Raw genomic sequence first — 18,337 nt, 5'->3', positions numbered from 1 at the left:
TGCTTGTCTGAGCTATGGACTCGCGACCCTACTCGTGCCAGCTCACCGAGGGCTCCGAGGCGCACGGCCACTGAGCCGCTACAGAGCGGCATCGCTAACGCCTGAAAACCAGCGCCGTTGACACGGGCCCGCCATGCAAGACCCTTAGTAGCACAGTCGGCCAGTTACCTGAGAGGGTCTCCAATAACTGGCCGACACGACTGTGAGCCGGTAGCCGCAGACCTGCCGGGGTCACCCGCAAAACCTGATCGAACTAGGCCGTTACCACGGTGCGGGGGAGTTGCTCACGAGTTGTCTTCGAGGATAAGTTGTGCCGCGTGCCAGGCGAGAGCCTGAGTCGGGGCATTGTTGTTGCCCGATGGCATGTGTGGGAAGACGGACGCGTCAACGACTCGGAGTCCTTCCACCCCGCGAACACGAAGCCGTGCGTCGACGACGTCGTCGTCATTGGGTCCCATCGCGCACGTGCCCAGTGTGTGGTACCCGGTTCCGCCGCGGTTGAGCGCGTTTTCGAGTATCTGCTCATCCGTTGTGTAATCAGTGCCGGGGAGGGTTTCTTCGCGTACGAGTCGGCTGATCGGACTCTGGGCCATGATTTCGCGCCCCTTCCGTGCCCCGAGAACGACCAGGCGGCGGTCGTGCTCGGTTTCGAGGAAATTCGCGGTAACCGTCGGCTTGTTCGACGGCAAGTTGCCGGTGATGTGGATGGATCCGGTACTCGTCGGGCGCAGCGGATACGTCAGGAACATCATTCCCGGGTTCTTGTCGACCTTCACTTTGCCCGACGTCAACGATGCCGCCGCCGTGGAGATGGGTGTGAAAAATCCCTGCGTATCCGGCCGCTCGGATTTCGGATCCGACTTGTAGTACATCAGCACGTTGTAGCCACCGAACGACATGACGCCGTCACGTTGCATCAGATACTTCGTGCCGGTGAGCATCTGCCGGGAGACGTTGGAGAGCTGCTTGTTGTACCCGTCTGCGCCCTGCATCGAGAATTGAAAGCTGGTGCCGTGATGCTCGTGCAACCGTTCTCCGACGTTGGGACTGTCCACGACTACTTTCACCCCGGCGGAACGTAGCTGATCTAAATCTCCGATGCCGGAGCGTTCGAGGAGAAGCGGAGTGTCGAGCGAACCGCCGGCCAGGAGCACTTCTTTACGGGCGGAGTAGTCGACCGTCACGCCCTTGCGCTCAACGCGCACGCCGGTGGCACGCTTCCCATCGAAGAGGACATATCCAACCTCCGAATGGCTTAGCACCGTCAAGTTGGGGCGCTGCCGAACCGGATGCAGATAGGCTTCCGCAGCGCTGACACGCAAGCCGTTCGCGATGTTCGACGATACGTATCCGACGCGCTCATTGTCGCTCCCGTTCAGGTCGTCTTCCCGGTTCATACCGAGCTTCCCTGCGGCGTCCATGAAGGCCTCACTGACTTCCTCGGGCGGCGAAGCCACGGAAATCCCAACGGGACCGCCGACGCCTCGAGTATTCGACGCGCCAAGTGCGTGGTCTTCAATGCTCTTGTAGGCACCCACAAAGGTGTCCCACCCCCAACCAGGATTTCCCGCCGCTTCGATCGAGTCGTAATCGGGCTTCCATCCGCGATTCCAGACCATGCCGTTCACCCCGGTGGAACCGCCGATCATACGACCGCGGGACCACTGCTCTCCGGAACCGGTTCCAAACGGTTCGGTGGCGAACTTCTTCGTGTACTTCGGGTCCGTCATCGTGAAATAGAACCCCTTCGGTACGAGAATCACCGGACTACGATCGGAGCCTCCGGCCTCAAGCAGCAAAACTTGATTTGCGGGGTCCTCGCTCAACCGATTGGCCAGGACACATCCCGCCGCTCCGGCACCGACAATAATGTAGTCAAAAATCATGCTGAACTTCCTCTTCCTTGTGGATGATCAACGGACGCACCGATTTATGCGTCGACGACACTCGATTTGTTACACCAAGTGTCCTAATTCAAGTATTGCCAGAGAGTATGGTCGAGTCAATGGCTTCCACCCCTGATACCGGAGAGAGTCGAGGGCGAGGACGTCCCCCGACAGTGTCCGTGGATGCCGTCGCCGAGATCGGCCTCAGCCTGTTCTTGAAAAACGGCTTCGACCAGACAACGATGACCGACATCGCCACTGCCGCAAGCATCGGGCGCAAGACGCTGTTCAACTACTTTCCGAACAAAGCCGACATCGTCTGGAACCGATTCAACCGGCAGCTCAAAGACCTCACCAACGCTCTGGAGAAGGCTCCCGCCGACATCGTCAGCACCGACGCGGTCGTGGCAGCGGTACTGTCCGGCCTACACACCTATCCCGCTGCCCTGCCCATCATGCGCGCCGAAGTCACTCTCATCCAGGCGGTTCCGGCGTTACAGAGTTACGCATATATGCAGGGTCAACCCTGGAGGGATGCCATCACCCACTTCATCGCTGATCGAGAGGGACTCGACCCCAAAGACACGCTGCCGGAAGTTCTCGGCCATGGCTACTGGCACGCCATGTTCGTCGGTTTTCGCAACTGGCTCCACTCGGGCCAAGCGTCCCCCTTGCCGTATGTCGAGACCGCCCTCCGCGACTACTCCCGCGCCCTACAAGCCGCATTCGCACACGAAAAGACTCAATAAAGCTGATCAAATCCTCAGCATCCGTCCTGGTCGTCAGTCAGCTGCGCCTTCGACCATTCGCTATTCGAAGTGATCGCCAATTGTGCAGCGGAATATCCGCCCACTTCAGGTGCTCGTCGACAAGGCGGGTTTCGTCATCACCAGCCGCGTTGTTTCCACTCGGAGAGCTTGCTCCGCTCGGCTCCAATCGTTGTACCTGCTCCATGGCCTGGGTGTACCAGTGTGTCGTCCGGAAGGTAGTCGAAGATTCGGGTGACGATGTCGTTGTACAACGACGCGAAACGCGTGGCATCACCGTCGGTGTTTCCAACTCCGCCTGGGAAGAGCGAATCACCAGTGAACAGATGGGCGGGACCAGATGGGTCGCGGTAGAGCACGGCAACCGACCCGGGGGTGTGTCCGCGCAGGTGGATTACTTCGAGTTCAATGCCTTCGATGGACCTAACTTCTCCGTGGTGCAAGGGTATGTCCGTAGGAACGGCAATGTCCGCGATATCGTCGAGACCCGCCGAAGCTGGTGCCTTCGTTAGTTCCCTGACCTCGCCAAGTGCCCGCACATGATCCCAGTGCGAGTGTGTGGTGATTATGAGGGCCAGCCTGGCGATGGCACTGGTGTCTTTCTGTGCATCTTCGAGCAGGGTGAAGATGGCGGGTGCATCGTCCGCGGCGTCGATCAGGACCTGGGCGCCGTTGGATTTCGAAGTGAGTACGTACACGTTATTGCTCATCTCAGACACTGAGATGCTGCGAACCGTAAGAGCATTGAGATCGTGCATAGTCCTGTTCCTATAACCGGTTGCTGGTCTCGCTCGGTGGCGTCGCGGGGCTAGCGGTAAATAACCTCTGTTCGTCGCGGTGCCTCGAGCTCATGGACCACTGGGTGCGCCTCTTGGCGGCTCGGGTGATCAGATGGATAGCGGGGGTCACGTCGATCAATTCAGCAATCACCCATTTTTTTTGCTACTCGGGCATCGTTATTTCTCCCAATGGGCCCCAACCTTCAGCATCGATACGCTCGCTGATGACCTCTGGAATCTTCACGAGCGCTTGAGGCATAGCCTTCATAGCCGCCGAGAAGTGAGTGCTGTTCACGTGAGCTCCCGCGGCGTCATCGTGGAATGCCTCGACGAGGACGAACACGTGAGGATCGTCAACACTGCGCGACCAGTCGAACCACAGGTTGCCTGGTTCCTGGCGCGTGGCCTCTGTGAAATCTCGTGTGAGGTCCAGCCAGCGATCACTCCAATCTGGTTTCACTGTGAACTTGGCAACGATGAAAATCATGGAATGGTTCCTTTCCTGGATCACGTCCCATTGAATGGTGACGCTTCCTGAAAACCTTACGGTGAGTTGTCCTAGTTTAGGTGGGGTTGTCGATAGCGGCAGTCTCGTGATGGATGCTTCGGCGTCGTGCTCGTCGGGGAGTTCTCCGGCACTGCACGACGACTGTGTCTATGTCTGCGATCACCACCAAAACTATGTGTCCCGGGTACGCCGGCATCACCGGATGAGGACCATCGAACCGGAATCTCAGTGCCGCTCGATTATTTCACCAGAGGTAGCCACAGCGTGCCGCTACTAGACCCCTGGGATAGGCGTCGCGACGAGTGACCTGAGGAGCGCAGTTAGTCGGTGCGCTGGGACGCCGCTTAAACCAGAAATCGCTCCTGAGAATCCTCAGGAGCGATTTCTTTTTGTTTCGACCGGGCCGTTTCGTGAACAGTTTCGCGAACGGCCCTTTTGGTCGGGCTGACAGGATTCGAACCTGCGACCCCTTGGAGGTTCTAGCCTGAATTCTGTCATTGCCGACTGTTCCCGAAAACCCGCGGATTGCCTTGTGTTTACAGGGAACCGGGCGGTTCGCTGCCTCCAATTGTACGTCATCGTTTTGGGTCATTCAGTGATGAATGTGATGGATAAATGATGACCTTGTGAACCGCTTTTGGCGGGCGCCCAGTCGTGGAATGACCGCGGCCCTGACGCGGTCCATGACGCTGACCGGCGCACCGCGCGTCACCTCGGCAGCCGCGCTGCAAACACCGCCCACACGTTCGTTGCCGGCCGTGCCGTTTCATGAAAAAGGCCCCGGCTCGCCGCCGCTGGGGAGAACCCCGAGCTCGGGCAACTCGCCATCTAAACTTGGCCGGGTACCAACGGAAGGAACCATCATGAGCATGGAAGGCGCGGCCTGGAGCTCGCTGCACAAGATCTCGAGCGCCAGGGACGGCAAACACGGCTTCTCCCGTGAGTCCGTGCGGCGGATCATGACGTTCGCGGTGCCCTACCGGTCCAAGCTGCTGATCTTCATCACCCTCTCCACCGTGGGAGCTTTCCTCGCGGTCGCGACGCCGGTACTCGCCGGCCAGGTGGTCGACGTCATCGTCGCCCAGGGCGCGGTCACCACGATTGTGTGGCTCGCCGTCGTCATCGCGCTCGTGGCCGTGGCTGACGCCGCCGTGTCACTCGTGACGCGCTGGTACTCGGCGCGGATCGGTGAAGGCGTGATCCTCGACCTCCGCACCGCCGTCTTCAACCACGTGCAGAAGATGCCGATCGCGTTCTTCACCCGCACACGAACGGGCGCCCTCGTGAGCCGCCTCAACAACGATGTGATCGGCGCTCAGCAGGCCTTCAGCGGCACGCTGTCCGGCGTGGTCACGAACGTCGTGGCGCTGATCCTCACCCTGATCGTCATGCTCAGCACGTCCTGGCTCGTGACGGTTCTCGCCGTGATCATGCTCCCCATCTTCCTGGTACCCGCCCGCCGCATGGGAAGCCGCCTCGCAGCGCTCCGCCGTGAGGCCGCCGACCACAATTCCGCCATGAGCACGCAGATGACCGAGCGCTTCTCAGCGCCCGGCGCCACCCTCGTCAAGCTGTTCGGCCGGCCCGACGAGGAGGCCGAGGAGTTCCGCGTCCGCGCCGCCCGTGTCCGCGATATCGGTGTCCGCGCCGCAATGCTGCAGTTCGTCTTCTACACCGCCCTGATGCTCGTCTCCGCTCTCGCCCTCGCGCTCGTGTACGGGCTCGGCGGCGCCCTCGCACTAGCCGGCCAGCTGAATACCGGCGACGTGGTCACCCTGGCGCTTCTCCTCACCCGCCTTTACGCGCCGCTCACCGGCCTCGCAAACGCACGGGTGGAGATCATGAGCGCGGTGGTCAGCTTCGAGCGCGTCTTCGAGGTGCTCGACCTTGACCCGCTCATCAAGGAGAAGCCCGACGCCGTCGTCGTTCCCGAAGGCCCGGTAACCGTCGAGTTCGACAACGTGCGCTTCGCCTACCCGTCCGCGGACAAGGTGTCTCTCGCCTCTCTCGAGGAGGTTTCCACATTGGATACCCGCGGCGGCGAGGAGGTGCTGCACGGCGTGTCGTTCAGGATCGAGCCGGGTCAGACCGTTGCCCTCGTTGGTTCGTCCGGTGCCGGCAAATCCACGATTGCGCAGCTCCTTTCGCGCCTGTACGACGTCGACAGCGGCGCCGTGCGCCTCGCGGGGGCGGATGTCCGCGATGTCACGTTCGCCTCCCTGCGGCACACCCTGGGAATGGTGACGCAAGACGGCCACCTGTTCCACGAGACCATCCTCTCCAATCTGCGCCTCGCGAGGCCGGAAGCGTCCGACGATGAGGTGTGGGACGCCGTCCGGCGTGCGCGGCTCGAGCCGCTCATCCGGTCCCTGCCCGACCAGCTGAACACCATGGTGGGCGAGCGTGGCTACCGATTGTCCGGGGGTGAGCGCCAGCGGATGACCATCGCGAGGCTCCTGCTCGCCCAGCCGCGCGTCGTCATCCTCGACGAGGCGACGGCGGCGCTGGACTCGACGTCTGAGGCCGCCGTGCAGGCGGCGCTCAGCGAGGCGCTCAAGGGACGGACAGCGATGGTGATCGCACACCGCCTCTCCACCATCCGCAGCGCGGATCTGATCCTCGTGGTTGAGGACGGCTCGATCGTGGAGCGCGGTACGCACGAGGAACTGCTGGCTGTGCGTGGGCGGTACGAGGAATTGCACCGGACCCAGTTCGCCGTGCAGAAGAATGTTGCGGCGGATGCGGATGCGGATGCGGATGCGGATGCGCTAAGCGGGATCTAGTCACTGAGCACTTCGCCACAATGCGGTCCGGCGGCTGAGCCGGACGACCGACAAGTCGGTGGCGCTGGTAATCACGGCCGCGTAACCGACTCCGGCCCGGTGGCCTCACGTCAAGCGCGGGCGGAGCGCGACGTGAGTTGGCGAAGGGTGGCTTCGATGCCGGCGGCGTTCTGCCGAGGGAAGCCGAGCAGCTCGTAGACCTTTCCCTGAACGGCTGGGACGGTGCTGTAGTCAAACGTCTCGGTAACGCGCGTAGACGTGGGCGTGAGCGGCGTGAGTTCCCAGCGCCACCGGTGTCCCGCGGGGTGACGCCACTCTACAAGCCGACCGTCTTCGATGCGCGTCACCGTGCTGGTGATGCGATACGGGACGCCGAACTGCTTCATCGCTACCGAGAATTTTGCGCCCTGGGTGAGCCGCCGCGGTCCCGACACCGTACCGCCGACGTTGCCCGAGCCGTCCAGCTCACCGTGACGGTGCGGATCAGCCACCAACGCGAAGATGTCTTCGGCCGAAGCCGGCACCTCAACAGTGCGCGCGATTTGGCGAGGCCCTTGCTCAACCTGTTCGACCGTCATACTGCTCAGCCTAGGTGGGGGCTGTCTCTTAGACGGTGTTTCCGGCCTGACGCGCTGCACGTGGGTCTTTCGGAAGCGGCGTCGATGCAACGAATTGCCGCTACGCGGGGTCGACAAGGGCGCCGTCATCCTCGTCGCCCCAAGACTCAACAAGCGTGATTCGCCCGCGCGAATCGCGAATCGAAAGCACGAGCGCAATGATCGCGGTCGCGATTCCGATAACGCCCAGGGGGTTCGCGATACCAATAGCGATATCCAACGCAGGCTGTGTGGGTCCGCTGATGATTGTCTGCAAACCGCGAGGTGTTGAATCTGGAAGCGTGAGTCCCAACAAGAATCCGATAACGCCTGATGCAAGGAAAAACGCGTATGTTATCGCGCGAGTTTCGAACCCTCGACGTGCCGTGCGTCGTACCGCGAGCCCCGTGAACACCAGCAAGGCGGCAAAAATCACACCCAGCGTCGCCGCGTAGATGATGGTGAGGTCGCCACCGATCCCGAAGAGGTGGCGGCCGAAAGAAATCCACGCGGCCACCGCGATACCAGCAACCACGACCATGCCACCCATGTGCCCTGAGCGCGAGGCACTAGGCGTCGCGCGAACTCGAATTACGCTGTACGTCATCACGCGCTCTCAATCACTGTGCTCGTTACAACCGTAGCCATGGAAGTGCTTGCGCGTGCGCACCTCCACAGATGGACAAGCCCGCGAACCGCGAAATAAATGCGACGCTATCCGACAACACACCCCTGCGCCACTTGGGACTGCGGCCGGTCCGATCGACTCATCTAGCCACATTGTTCGCCGGATGATGGCTCCCGCGACGGGGAATGCGGTCAGCAGCAAGCTGGCCATGTGGCCGCCGACGACACGGACATCCTTGAGGTGCTCGGTGATACGGACCACGTCTTCCAACGCCTGGTAGGCGGCCTCGTCGGCGTTGGAGGTCGCGACCGTCTCCACCGAGCGTCGGACCATCAAGATCCTCCTCGTGCAAGCACCAAATCACGGATCCGTTGAACAGCCTCATCCGCGTCCGGGCCACCCGTCCGACTGACATCCCACGCCGCCATGACCGGATCGACGGTCGGCGTGTTGGTTCGTTGCGAACAAGAGGCTGCGGTTGCCCAAATCGTTTGGTCGGCCGGAACGGTAAACGTGAGCGTGGCACGCGCAGCAGTGGTTTGCGCGAAGCCAAGCTTGCTCAGGGCGATCCCCGACGTGGCGTAGATGACCGCACGCGCAGGCGCCCGCCACGGCGCCAACTGGTCAGCTGCGGAATCTCCAGAGACCAAAACCTGAACTCCAGCGGATGCGCCGGCGGCCACAACCGCATTCGACTGGTCAGTGACAGCATCCAGCCCGTACCAGTGTGTTGTGATTCCACCCGGGCCCGCGTACTCAGCCATGAAGATATCCCAGAGCGCTAAGCGATCTGTCGCCCTCCAACCAGAAGCTGATCTCACAATAAGGCCACCGAGCGCGCTGTTTGACTTGGACACCGCAGACTGTGTCACGCCGGTTTCCTTCGCCAGCTCGACTTGGGATCGAGGCTCCCCGTCGTGGAGGTACGCACGCATGATTGCCCAGCGACCCCACGGGTTGCGTCGTCGGCCAGGCACAGCCACTGACGCATGCGCCGCCACAATCACGTCTGGCGAGTGTATCTCCTCGCGGTCCCAGACAAGGAGTCGATCCCTGAGCGATACAACGCCCAACCGCCGATCGCGCTTCGCGGCGTCGATGAGGCCGCGGCTTGCGACGGGCACGACGACCAAGACACGCTCCTGGGCATACTCAAGCAAATGCAGGGCGTCCCATTCATAGATCGTCTTTTGCCGCACCTTCACTTGCACTGCAGCGGTTTCGCCGCCGCGGCTCACGAGAAGGCCAACGCCCCGACGCTGGTCGGAACGCACGGACACGTCGAAACCGGCCGCGATGAGCACGTCAACTGCGTCAGACTCAGAAATCGCCGAAGCCGGCACTGTGATCCTCATATTCCTTTTAGCGAGTTATTTCACTATAACTACTAGTACGTATTTTCTCTAGACGGAATCCAGCAAGATGCCGCGAGCCTGAGTTTTGATCCTTTCCGTGGTCCAGTTGGCGAGTCGCGCCTGATGGTAGCGAGAGTCCAATGAGTTGGTAGCGCGGTTCTGACGAAGTTTCAGCGGCACGGGCCGGATACCCGCGCCCCCTTGGCGTTGTTTCCAGCCGGCCTCGTGGGCGCGGGCTTGGTCGTTGCGGTGCCTGTGCAGGTAGATCTGGCCGAGGTTGATGATTCGGGCGTCTTTGGGGAGGCGGTTCACGATTGAGTCCGCCGCGCTCGAGCTGGAAAGCACGTTCCGAATACACGCCTTTTGCGTTGCTTCCGCGGCGAAGCAGTAACCGCCAGGCCAGCAGTGTTACATCCAGTCATCGATGGCAATTCGCTCAACATAGGCCTATACCAAGGCAGTTGCCTCCTGGCATGGCTTTGGAACCTCTCGCGATCATGAGGCTGACACCATCCTCTGTTCGTGGCACCTCAATAGGATGAGGGTGTGCCTCTATCCGACGACTACGTCCGCGAAGAACGAATCAAGCGACTCTCGCCTTCGCGGGCTTTGGACGTGGTCAATTCGGATGCCTTCGGACCGTTGACCGCCGAGCTGCGGCGGGCCGAGGCCCACTTCGTCGACGTTGCGAGCCTGCTGCCGCGCGTGGTTGCGGCGCGCGGGCTCGAGGACGCGCAGGATATCGCGGCGGTGCTGCGGGCCCGGGTGGCGGCGGTCGTGTCGCGGGATAGCGGAGCGGGTCGCTCGCGCCGTGCGCCGCGTCTCGTCGCTGGACTCATGCCACGGGCGCTCGGCCCGATGGATGCTGCCATGCACCAGGCATTGGTCGAGCGCGCGGACCTGATCGAATCGAGGGCGAGCGCGGTGCTCGACCATGCATCGCTCGCAGGGGAGCCGCGGACTCGAGCGCTCGGCGTACCGCCGCGAGGATCGGCGTTCGCTGTGTGGCGAAAGTACGCGAGCACGGTCTCGGCGTACCGCGATCGCTACGGCATTACGGGTGCTAAGCCGCTAGGTGCAGTACCGGAGTCGGCGGCGCAGAAACTTGACGCCTCTCGAGCGCGTGCCGCACTCGAGGGCGCGCAGCGGCTGGCGGAAAATCACGCTTACCTTGCGCCCCGATCAGCTGTCGTTCCGCGTCTAATGCTCTAGCTCACCAGATGGTGGCCGACAGATTCGAAACCACGTGATGATGCAGTCACCCGTCGTCGCGCCGAGCGCACCAACTCTGGCTTAGCAACGACGTACGAGGTGCTCGCGGTCTCACCGTCGTCGTTCTTCCGATTAGGTCTGGGCGGGCGCCCCGAGCTGCACCGAGAGCTCCGCCGCGACACGGGCAGCCAGTACCCCGGCCTCATTGAGGTGCGTTCCCAGCCTGGTCTTCGGTGCGCTGACGTTGATAGCGGCAATGATGTTGCGCCGAAAATCGAAGACCGGTGCGGAGACCCCCACGACGCCCTTCTCAAATTCCTCGTCGACGGTGGCGTAGCCACGCTGACGGATGTGCGCCACTTCGCGCTTCAGACTCTCAAAATCGGTGACGAGGGGTACGCCCTGTGATTCGCGTGAGGTTGCTTCGGCTGTGTCGCTGTACATGAGCAGCGGTGTGACTGGACCCAACACCGGTTCATCATGTCCGTGCGCTTCATACCAGCGCCGAAGATCGTCCTCGGCCCAATCGCTCACGAGCACTCGTCCTGACGACGTGCGCCAGGCGGCCGTACTAACACCCTCCCAGCCGAGCCCGCGAAAGGCATACTCGCTGAGTTCACTCGCCAACGTCAGCACGCTCCCCCCGCGCAAGACACACAGGTGGGTGGTCTCATGAGTTGCCGTGACCACCCGTCGAAGGTACGGCACGGATGCGCGCACGAGGCGAGATTCGAGCGTGCGCGCTGCGAGGGCGTAGAGCTGGTAACCCAGACGGTAGTTTTGCGTGACTTCGTCGCGGGAGACCAAACCGACCTCAGCAAGAGTCGCCAAAGTGCGCGACACGAGGCCCTTGTCGCGTCCGGCTAACTGGGCCACACGGAGGACTCCAAGCCCACCAGAGGAGTCAGCTTCTGGAGAACCGAGAATTTCTAGAAGCTCGAGATCCCGGCGTAATCCAGCGGAGTTTCGCCGTGGTACTGCTTTGGCCGCTCCGGAATCCGAGCCGCTCAACATGGTCATCATGGTTGCAGAATAGTTGAATGTTGCCATATGCACAATCATGGTTGTGCAAAAGGGCACGATCTCGTAGTCTCGCTGTATTCCACCGCTATTCAGTTGAATCGCGGTTCACGCAGAGTTGAGTGAAGGAGGACGCGCCCGTGACCTTAGACCTGAACGGACTGTTGACGTTCTGGGCCCGCCGGTGGGACGACATCCTGGAGTTGCTCGGCGAACATCTCGCCGTTGTGGCCGTCGCCCTGGCGATCGCCATGGTGATCGGTGTCGGAGTGGGGATGTTGGTGTGGGACAAGCCCCTTCCACGGTCCGCCGTCATCACTGCTGCAGGCGTGGCCCTCACCATCCCGTCGCTTGCGCTGCTCGCCCTGCTGATTCCCGCAGTTGGCCTGGGCTGGACGCCGACCGTGATCGCCCTCGTTATGTACTCGCTGCTGCCAATCGTGCGCAACACGGTCGTGGGCCTTCGCGAGGTTTCTCCAGCGATCATGGAATCCGCCCTTGGTATGGGCATGACGCCATTCACGGTGCTGCTCCGCGTGCAGCTTCCAATGGCGTGGCCAATCATTCTCACTGGGGTACGCGTGGCCGCCCAACTCACGATCGGCGTCGCTGCGATTGCAGCCTACGTAGCCGGTCCCGGTCTTGGCCAGTTCATCTTTCAGGGTCTCAGCTCGCTCGGTTCTAAGAACGCCCTCAACTTCGCCCTCACCGGAACGCTCGGTGTGGTGCTTCTCGCCCTCGTAGTCGATGCCGCCTTCGTGGGCATCACCCGTTCAACCACCTCAAGGGGACTCCGTGCCTAAGCAACCAAACACCGCCCTGCTGCAGATCGCCGGCAAAACGAGTGGTGCGCTCATCGAGCTCAACAACGTAACCAAGCAGTACGCCAACCAGCCCGTCGCCGCGGTTCAGAACTTCTCGATGACCGCGCAGCCCGGCGAGCTAATCATGTTTGTCGGTCCGAGCGGATGCGGCAAAACCACCACCATGAAGATGATCAATCGCATCATCGAGCCCACCAGCGGCTCGATCTCGATCGACGGCCGCGATGTACTCTCGCTCGACCCGAGTGAACTTCGCCGCCACATCGGCTATGTCATCCAGCAGATCGGGCTGTTTCCGCACATGACCATCGCCGAGAACATCGGCGTTGTGCCCAAGCTCCTAAATTGGAGCAAAGCAAAAACGAACGACCGGGTGCACGAACTCCTCACCACGGTGGGCCTCGAACCCGGCGACTTCGCGCACCGCTACCCCAAGCAGCTCTCCGGCGGACAGCAACAGCGCGTAGGTGTTGCTCGTGCCTTGGCCGCCGACCCACCGGTGATGCTCATGGACGAACCGTTCGGCGCGACCGACCCGATCACCCGTGAGAAACTACAGGCCGAGTTTCTGCGCCTTCAAGCATCGATCGGCAAGACCATCATCTTCGTCACTCACGACTTCGACGAGGCCGTGCGTCTCGGCGACCGCATCGCCGTGCTCAGTAACCGCAGCCAGATTGAACAATTCGATACCCCGGCGAACATTCTCTCGAACCCCGCCAACGACTACGTCTCTTCATTTATCGGTTTGGGCACTGCTATCAAACGCCTCGTCCTCATTCCTGTGACCGCAGCTCGCCTCGGCCCCGCAAACGCCGCGACTGGGGGAGGAACCACGGTGCGCACCACGGATTCTTTGCGTGACGCCCTTAATTCCCTCGTTCTTTCAGGACTCCCGGCACTGGCCGTAGTTGATGAGCTAAACAAGACGGTTGGGTCGATTAGCGTTGACCAAATCTCCGCAGTGCTCGGTGCCGAAGTGCCCGTTCTCGCCCCTACTGCGGAGGCCTGACCATGGTCGTCCCGACGGCTACCAGCGCGACCCCGACTGTGCTGCGCCGCACTGCCCGGCGTAGCGATGAAATCTGGTCGATCAAGCGGTTCCTCACCCCCGCCGCGGTGCTACTCGTGCTCGTCGTGCTCTTTCTCTGGCTGTCGAGCCTGACGCTCGACTCGATCGAGTCCCGCACCCTCAACACGGACTACATCATCGCCCGCGTGCGTGAGCACCTCGGGCTCACAGTAGTTGCGTCCGCGCTCGTGGCCCTTTTAGCCATTCCGACCGGAATCCTGCTCAGCCGCACGCGCTCGCGCCTGATTAAGGCGATCGTGCTGGGCCTCGCCAACGTGGGCCAGGCAACGCCGGCGGTCGGCGTCATCATTCTGCTGGCCATCCTCTGGCAAACCGGCTACGTTACGGCACTCGTCGGGCTCGTCGTTTACTCGTTTCTGCCGGTGCTGCGTAACACCATGATCGGTCTGCAACAGGTCGACGAGAATGTGCGTGAATCGGCCTTCGGAATGGGTATGACCCAGAACCAGGTGCTCTTTCGTATCGAGCTGCCCCTCGCCGTGCCGGTGATCCTCGCCGGGCTGCGCACGTCGCTGGTCTTCTGCGTCGGGGTGGCGACGATCGCCACCTTCATCAACGCCGGTGGCCTGGGAGACATGATCGTTAACGGCCTGAAACTGCAGCGATACCCAGTCCTAGTGACCGGCGCCGTACTCGTCGCCTGTATCGCCCTTCTCATCGACTGGATCGCCGCTACAGCCGAAGACGTGCTCCGCCCCCGTGGCACCTGAACTCTCAATTTTCCTCTTCGATCACAGCAGCTCCAACCAACCCCACACCCAAGGAGTAACAATGAAAAAAGCCACTGTCCTTTCTATCCTTGCCCTCACGGCCGTCGGCGCCCTGGCCCTGACCGGCTGTTCGTCGGGCAGTTCGGCTGGGACCGCGTCCAAGGGTGACGAAGTCACCGGCCTCACGGGTACGATCGGCGCCAAGGATTTCTCTGAGCAGTACATCCTCGCCTACCTGACGAGCGGTCTCCTCAATGCTCACGGCGCTAAGACAGATGCCAACACGCAGGTTGTCGGCTCGGCCAACGTTCGCGCCGCACTCGAAAGTGACGACTTCATGGGGTACTGGGAATACACCGGTACGTCCTGGATCACCTACAACAACAACACCGCTCCCGTACAGGGCGAGGAAGCGCAGTTCGCCGCCACCAAGGAGGCCGACGCCGCCAACGGTATCGCGTGGCTCGACCCAGCACCGCTTAACAACACCTATGCGTTCGCGATTCGCTCCGACAAGGCTAAAGAGCTGGGCGTCACTTCGCTCAGCGACATCGCCAAGCTGCCGGTGGCCGACCAGACCTTCTGCATTGAGAGTGAATTCTCGACCCGCGATGATGGTTGGCCGGGTCTCAAGTCCGCGTATGGTCTCGACGTTCCCGACTCCAATGTGGCCTTGCTCGACACGGGTGTTATCTATACGGCCACCGAAAAGGGCGACGACTGCAACTTCGGTGAGGTTTTCCAGACGGATGGGCGCATCACCGCCCTCGACCTCACGGTAATGAAGGACGACAAGGAATTCTTCCCGGTATACCAGGGCGCGTTCACGCTCAAGCAGACCACACTCGATGAATACCCCGGCATCGCCGAGGTTATGGCGCTGATGAGTGACAAGCTGACGACCGAAGAAATGCAGAAGCTCAACGCGCTGGCCGATGTTGACGGAGACGACCCCGAAGACATCGCCAACGAATGGCTGACCGAACAGGGACTGATCTGATGACGCAAGCCCTCCAGATCGGCGAGAGCTTCATCGGCGAGGGAGTGAACGCCGCCCACGTCAACACGGTCTTCGGTCACCGCGAAGGTCCGGCGGGGGTGGCCTGGGCGACCGCCCTTGCCACCCCGAGCGCGGGTCACGTTCCCTTCGTCACCGTGCTGCGCCCCTCCCTGCCGGTCAAACCGCTCACCCTGTTCGTGACCAAGGCCGCTCCGGCAACGGATGCTCACGGCGTGCTGATCTGGGGACCGGCGCAGGCCGGCATCGCGGCCGGGGTCGCCGAAGCCCTGACTGACGGCACCATCTCGCGAGAACAGGCTGACAGTCACGTGATCATTGCCGCCGTATGGGTGAACCCGGGCGCCGACGACGCCGAAGCCGTCTACGCCCACAACCGCCTCTCCGTGCACACTGCCCTCGTCAACGGTGCGGCCGGACTGCCAAGCACCGACGCCGTGATCCAAGCCCGCGACAGCCCGTCCAACCCGTTCTTCACGCCCGCGAACACCGCGGCTCCGGCACCAACCCTCTCGGGAGCATCCACATGAAGATCACGGCGATCCGTCTCATCCGCTTGAATCTGCCACTCGATCCGCCCTTCTCGGCGGCCTGGGACCCCGTTCCGCGGCGCGACTTTCCCGCCACCCTGGTGCAGGTCGAAACGGATGCCGGTCTGATCGGCGTCGGCTCCGGCGACACCATGGACGGTTTCGAAGCCTACGAAGACCTTTTCATCGGCACTGACCCGCTACAGATCCTCAACCAGGTGCGCCGCATCGAGACGATCAACTTTCACGGCGGCCGTTACTGGCCGCTCGAAGCGGCGCTGTGGGACATCATCGGGCAGGTCGCCGGGTTGCCGGTCAGTGTGCTCTTTGGCGGGGCGCGCGACCGCCTCACCGCGTATGCCTCGTGCGGTGAGCTGAAACCGGCGGCCGCGCGGGCCGAGTCCGCGCTCGCCGCTCGGGAACGCGGCTTCAAGGCGATGAAGATCCGCATTGCCCGCGACAGCATCACCGAGGGCATCGCCGCCGTGCGCGCCACGCGCGAAGCGGTCGGCCCCGACTTCGACATCATGGTCGACCTCAACCAGATGTGGCGCATGAGCGGAGACATCGAGGCCGCCCTGCCGCTGGCCCGGGTACGTCGCATCGCCGCCGAGCTGCAGGAGCTCGGGGTGCTCTGGCTGGAGGAACCGCTGCCGCAGGCCGACGTTGTCGGTGCCCGGCGCATCCGCTCGGAAACCGGCATTCAGATCGCCGCGGGCGAAATGGTGCGCAGTATGGGCGAAATGAGCGCCCTCATTGAAGCGGATGCCTACGACATCTACCAGCCCGACGTCGCCCTCTCGGTGGGCATGTACCGGGCGAGGCAGGTCGCCGAATCTGCCAACCTGCGGCACCGGATGTTCACCCCGCACACCTGGAGCAACGGGCTGGGGCTGCTCGCAAACCTGCACGTCGCCGCCGGGGTGGATGCCGGGCCGTACCTGGAGTTTCCCTACGACCCGCCCGGCTGGACGCCCGAACGCCGCGACTTCTTCATGACCCCGCTCGACATCAACGCGTCCGGCGAACTGGTCGTGCCATCCCTGCCCGGGCTCGGCGCGCAGATCGACTGGGACGCAGTAAAGAGGTACACCGTATGACCACCGTTTTGGGCGAATCTGTCTGGATTTCCCGGGCCGCGGCCCTGAAGCCCGAGACCCGGCTGTTCATCGATGGCGCTTTTCGGCCGGCCCGCGACGGCGCCACCTTCGACAGCTTCTCCCCGCGCGACGGCCGTCTGCTCTGCACGGTCAGCGCTGCAGGCGCTCCGGATGTCGATGACGCGGTTCGCGCTGCGGCCAGCGCTTTCGAGCGCGGCGTCTGGAGCCGAGCCGACCGACGCGAGCGGGCCCGGGTACTCACCCGCCTCAGCGACCTGATGCTCGAAAACCTTGACGAACTCGCCCTGCTCGAATCCATCGATTCCGGGCATCCCATCGGGGACGCCCGCCGTGTTGACGTGCCGCAGGCCGCCCGCACAGTGCGTTGGTACGCAGAAGCCATCGACAAGATCTACGACGAGGTGGCACCCACGCCCCAGTCGGCGCTCGCCCTCGTGACCCGCGAACCGCTCGGCGTCGTCGGCGCAGTGGTTCCGTGGAACTACCCCCTCATCATCACAGCCTGGAAGATCGCGCCCGCGCTTGCAGCCGGCAACTCGGTAGTACTGAAACCGGCCGAACTGACGAGCCTGTCGGCGCTGAAGCTCGCCGAGCTAGCGGCCGAGGCCGGCATCCCCGCGGGTGTCTTCAACGTCGTTCCCGGGCTCGGACCTGTGGCCGGGCAGGCACTGGGGCGGCATCCGCTTGTGGACAAGATCACCTTCACCGGTTCACCCGCCGTTGGGCGCGGCTTTCTCACCTACTCCGCCGAATCGAACGGCAAGCAGGTGGCCCTCGAACTCGGCGGTAAGTCGGCCCAGGTCGTGCTCGCCGACACTGAGAACCTCGAAGCATGTGCCGAATCGGTTGCCTGGGGCATCTTTTACAACGCCGGGCAAACCTGCCACGGCGGCAGTCGCCTCATCGTGGACGAGCGTGTGCACGACGAACTCGTCGACAGGGTGCTGGCGGTGGGGCGATCGCTCGTGCTGGGGGATCCGCTCAACGAGGCCACCCAGATCGGCACCATCGCGAGCGAGAAGCAGCTTGACCGGGTGCTGGGGTACACCGAGATCGCGCGCGCCGAGGGCGTCGACGTTCACGGCGGTGGCCGAGTGCGCCCCGATGGACTCTTCGGAGGCTATTACGTTGAGCCCACGGTTTTTGACGGCGTCGACAACACGGGACGAATCGGGCAGGAAGAAATTTTCGGCCCGGCCCTTGCTGTGACCACGGTGCGCGGCGCGGCCGAGGCCGTGCGCGTGGCCAACGACAGCCCCTATGGCCTCGCCGCGAGCGTCTGGACCAGCAACATCTCCACCGCTCACGCTGCCGCTCGCGAACTGCGCGCCGGCACCGTGTGGGTGAACACCTTCGATGCCTCCGACATCATCACTCCCTTCGGCGGCTTCAAAAACTCGGGCAGTGGCCGCGACCGGTCGCTGCACGCCTTCGACGCATATACCGCGTTGAAGACCACCTGGATCAACCTGGGTGATTCCACCCTCCCCCTCGACTAACTCGACCA

General features: G+C 62.6%; 19 protein-coding genes. 10 read left to right on the top strand and 9 right to left on the bottom strand.

Annotated elements, in window-relative coordinates; translation table 11 throughout:
- Positions 1-284 precede the first annotated feature (284 nt).
- Positions 285-1,886, bottom strand: coding sequence for a GMC family oxidoreductase (locus CXY78_RS05285; protein ID WP_104088402.1), 1,602 nt, complete (start codon positions 1,884-1,886; stop codon positions 285-287).
- Positions 1,887-2,059: 173 nt separating this feature from the next.
- Between CXY78_RS05285 and CXY78_RS05280 the strand changes: the two genes are divergently transcribed.
- The gene (locus tag CXY78_RS05280) at positions 2,060-2,635 is read left to right on the top strand and encodes a TetR family transcriptional regulator (protein ID WP_158252865.1); all 576 of its coding nucleotides are present in this window, start codon (positions 2,060-2,062) and stop codon (positions 2,633-2,635) included.
- Between the two features lie 137 nt (positions 2,636-2,772).
- On the opposite strand, the gene CXY78_RS05275 is transcribed toward CXY78_RS05280, so the two are convergent.
- A complete protein-coding gene (locus CXY78_RS05275; protein WP_104088399.1) occupies positions 2,773-3,411 on the bottom strand; it encodes an MBL fold metallo-hydrolase in 639 nt (212 codons plus the stop codon).
- Between the two features lie 184 nt (positions 3,412-3,595).
- Entirely contained in the window at positions 3,596-3,919 is a 324-nt protein-coding gene (locus CXY78_RS05270) for a putative quinol monooxygenase (protein ID WP_104088441.1), read from the bottom strand.
- Positions 3,920-4,803: 884 nt separating this feature from the next.
- On the opposite strand from CXY78_RS05270, the gene CXY78_RS05260 reads away from it, so the two are divergent.
- A complete protein-coding gene (locus CXY78_RS05260; RefSeq protein ID WP_104088397.1) occupies positions 4,804-6,723 on the top strand; it encodes an ABC transporter ATP-binding protein in 1,920 nt (639 codons plus the stop codon).
- A 110-nt stretch (positions 6,724-6,833) separates the two neighbouring features.
- Here the strand turns inward: CXY78_RS05260 and CXY78_RS05255 are convergent, their stop codons facing one another.
- The 5 genes from CXY78_RS05255 to CXY78_RS05235 all read right to left on the bottom strand — a co-directional run bounded on the left by CXY78_RS05255 (position 6,834) and on the right by CXY78_RS05235 (position 9,614).
- A complete protein-coding gene (locus CXY78_RS05255; protein WP_104088395.1) occupies positions 6,834-7,301 on the bottom strand; it encodes an SRPBCC family protein in 468 nt (155 codons plus the stop codon).
- 100 nt (positions 7,302-7,401) lie between these two features.
- Positions 7,402-7,869: a hypothetical protein gene (locus tag CXY78_RS05250; RefSeq protein WP_233206088.1), complete on the bottom strand. Its 468-nt coding sequence runs from the start codon at positions 7,867-7,869 to the stop codon at positions 7,402-7,404.
- A gap of 66 nt (positions 7,870-7,935) precedes the next feature.
- Positions 7,936-8,280, bottom strand: a complete 345-nt coding sequence (locus CXY78_RS05245; RefSeq protein ID WP_104088392.1) for a hypothetical protein — start codon at positions 8,278-8,280, stop codon at positions 7,936-7,938.
- Positions 8,280-9,302 carry a MarR family transcriptional regulator gene (locus CXY78_RS05240; RefSeq protein WP_104088391.1) on the bottom strand — a complete coding sequence of 341 codons (1,023 nt, stop codon included), beginning with the start codon at positions 9,300-9,302 and terminating at the stop codon, positions 8,280-8,282. The genes CXY78_RS05245 and CXY78_RS05240 overlap by 1 nt, the downstream gene beginning before the upstream one ends.
- A 48-nt stretch (positions 9,303-9,350) precedes the next feature.
- Positions 9,351-9,614, bottom strand: a complete 264-nt coding sequence (locus CXY78_RS05235; protein WP_140425565.1) for a hypothetical protein — start codon at positions 9,612-9,614, stop codon at positions 9,351-9,353.
- A gap of 234 nt (positions 9,615-9,848) precedes the next feature.
- On the opposite strand from CXY78_RS05235, the gene CXY78_RS05230 reads away from it, so the two are divergent.
- Entirely contained in the window at positions 9,849-10,514 is a 666-nt protein-coding gene (locus CXY78_RS05230; protein ID WP_140425662.1) for a hypothetical protein, read from the top strand.
- 132 nt (positions 10,515-10,646) lie between these two features.
- On the opposite strand, the gene CXY78_RS05225 is transcribed toward CXY78_RS05230, so the two are convergent.
- Entirely contained in the window at positions 10,647-11,390 is a 744-nt protein-coding gene (locus CXY78_RS05225) for an IclR family transcriptional regulator (RefSeq protein ID WP_233197489.1), read from the bottom strand.
- A gap of 284 nt (positions 11,391-11,674) precedes the next feature.
- On the opposite strand from CXY78_RS05225, the gene CXY78_RS05220 reads away from it, so the two are divergent.
- From CXY78_RS05220 to CXY78_RS05190, 7 genes are all read left to right on the top strand, one after another.
- On the top strand, positions 11,675-12,337 hold the full coding sequence (locus CXY78_RS05220; RefSeq protein WP_369827252.1) for an ABC transporter permease: 663 nt from the start codon (positions 11,675-11,677) through the stop codon (positions 12,335-12,337).
- Entirely contained in the window at positions 12,330-13,370 is a 1,041-nt protein-coding gene (locus tag CXY78_RS05215; RefSeq protein ID WP_369827251.1) for an ABC transporter ATP-binding protein, read from the top strand. Before CXY78_RS05220 ends, CXY78_RS05215 begins: the two co-directional genes overlap by 8 nt.
- Positions 13,371-13,372: 2 nt before the next feature.
- Positions 13,373-14,161 carry an ABC transporter permease gene (locus tag CXY78_RS05210; RefSeq protein ID WP_104088385.1) on the top strand — a complete coding sequence of 263 codons (789 nt, stop codon included), beginning with the start codon at positions 13,373-13,375 and terminating at the stop codon, positions 14,159-14,161.
- Between the two features lie 61 nt (positions 14,162-14,222).
- Positions 14,223-15,161: a glycine betaine ABC transporter substrate-binding protein gene (locus CXY78_RS05205; RefSeq protein ID WP_104088383.1), complete on the top strand. Its 939-nt coding sequence runs from the start codon at positions 14,223-14,225 to the stop codon at positions 15,159-15,161.
- On the top strand, positions 15,161-15,709 hold the full coding sequence (gene fae / locus CXY78_RS05200) for a formaldehyde-activating enzyme (RefSeq protein ID WP_104088382.1): 549 nt from the start codon (positions 15,161-15,163) through the stop codon (positions 15,707-15,709). Before CXY78_RS05205 ends, fae begins: the two co-directional genes overlap by 1 nt.
- Positions 15,706-16,809 carry a mandelate racemase/muconate lactonizing enzyme family protein gene (locus tag CXY78_RS05195; RefSeq protein ID WP_104088380.1) on the top strand — a complete coding sequence of 368 codons (1,104 nt, stop codon included), beginning with the start codon at positions 15,706-15,708 and terminating at the stop codon, positions 16,807-16,809. Before fae ends, CXY78_RS05195 begins: the two co-directional genes overlap by 4 nt.
- Positions 16,806-18,329 carry an aldehyde dehydrogenase gene (locus CXY78_RS05190; protein WP_104088379.1) on the top strand — a complete coding sequence of 508 codons (1,524 nt, stop codon included), beginning with the start codon at positions 16,806-16,808 and terminating at the stop codon, positions 18,327-18,329. The genes CXY78_RS05195 and CXY78_RS05190 overlap by 4 nt, the downstream gene beginning before the upstream one ends.
- The last annotated feature ends 8 nt before the right edge of the window (positions 18,330-18,337 follow it).

This window comes from Cryobacterium sp. N19 (assembly GCF_002929595.1).
Classification (GTDB): Bacteria; Actinomycetota; Actinomycetes; order Actinomycetales; family Microbacteriaceae; genus Cryobacterium; species Cryobacterium flavum.
The sequence above is the reverse complement of the archived record's forward strand: the minus strand, read 5'-3'. Positions and strand labels throughout refer to the sequence as shown.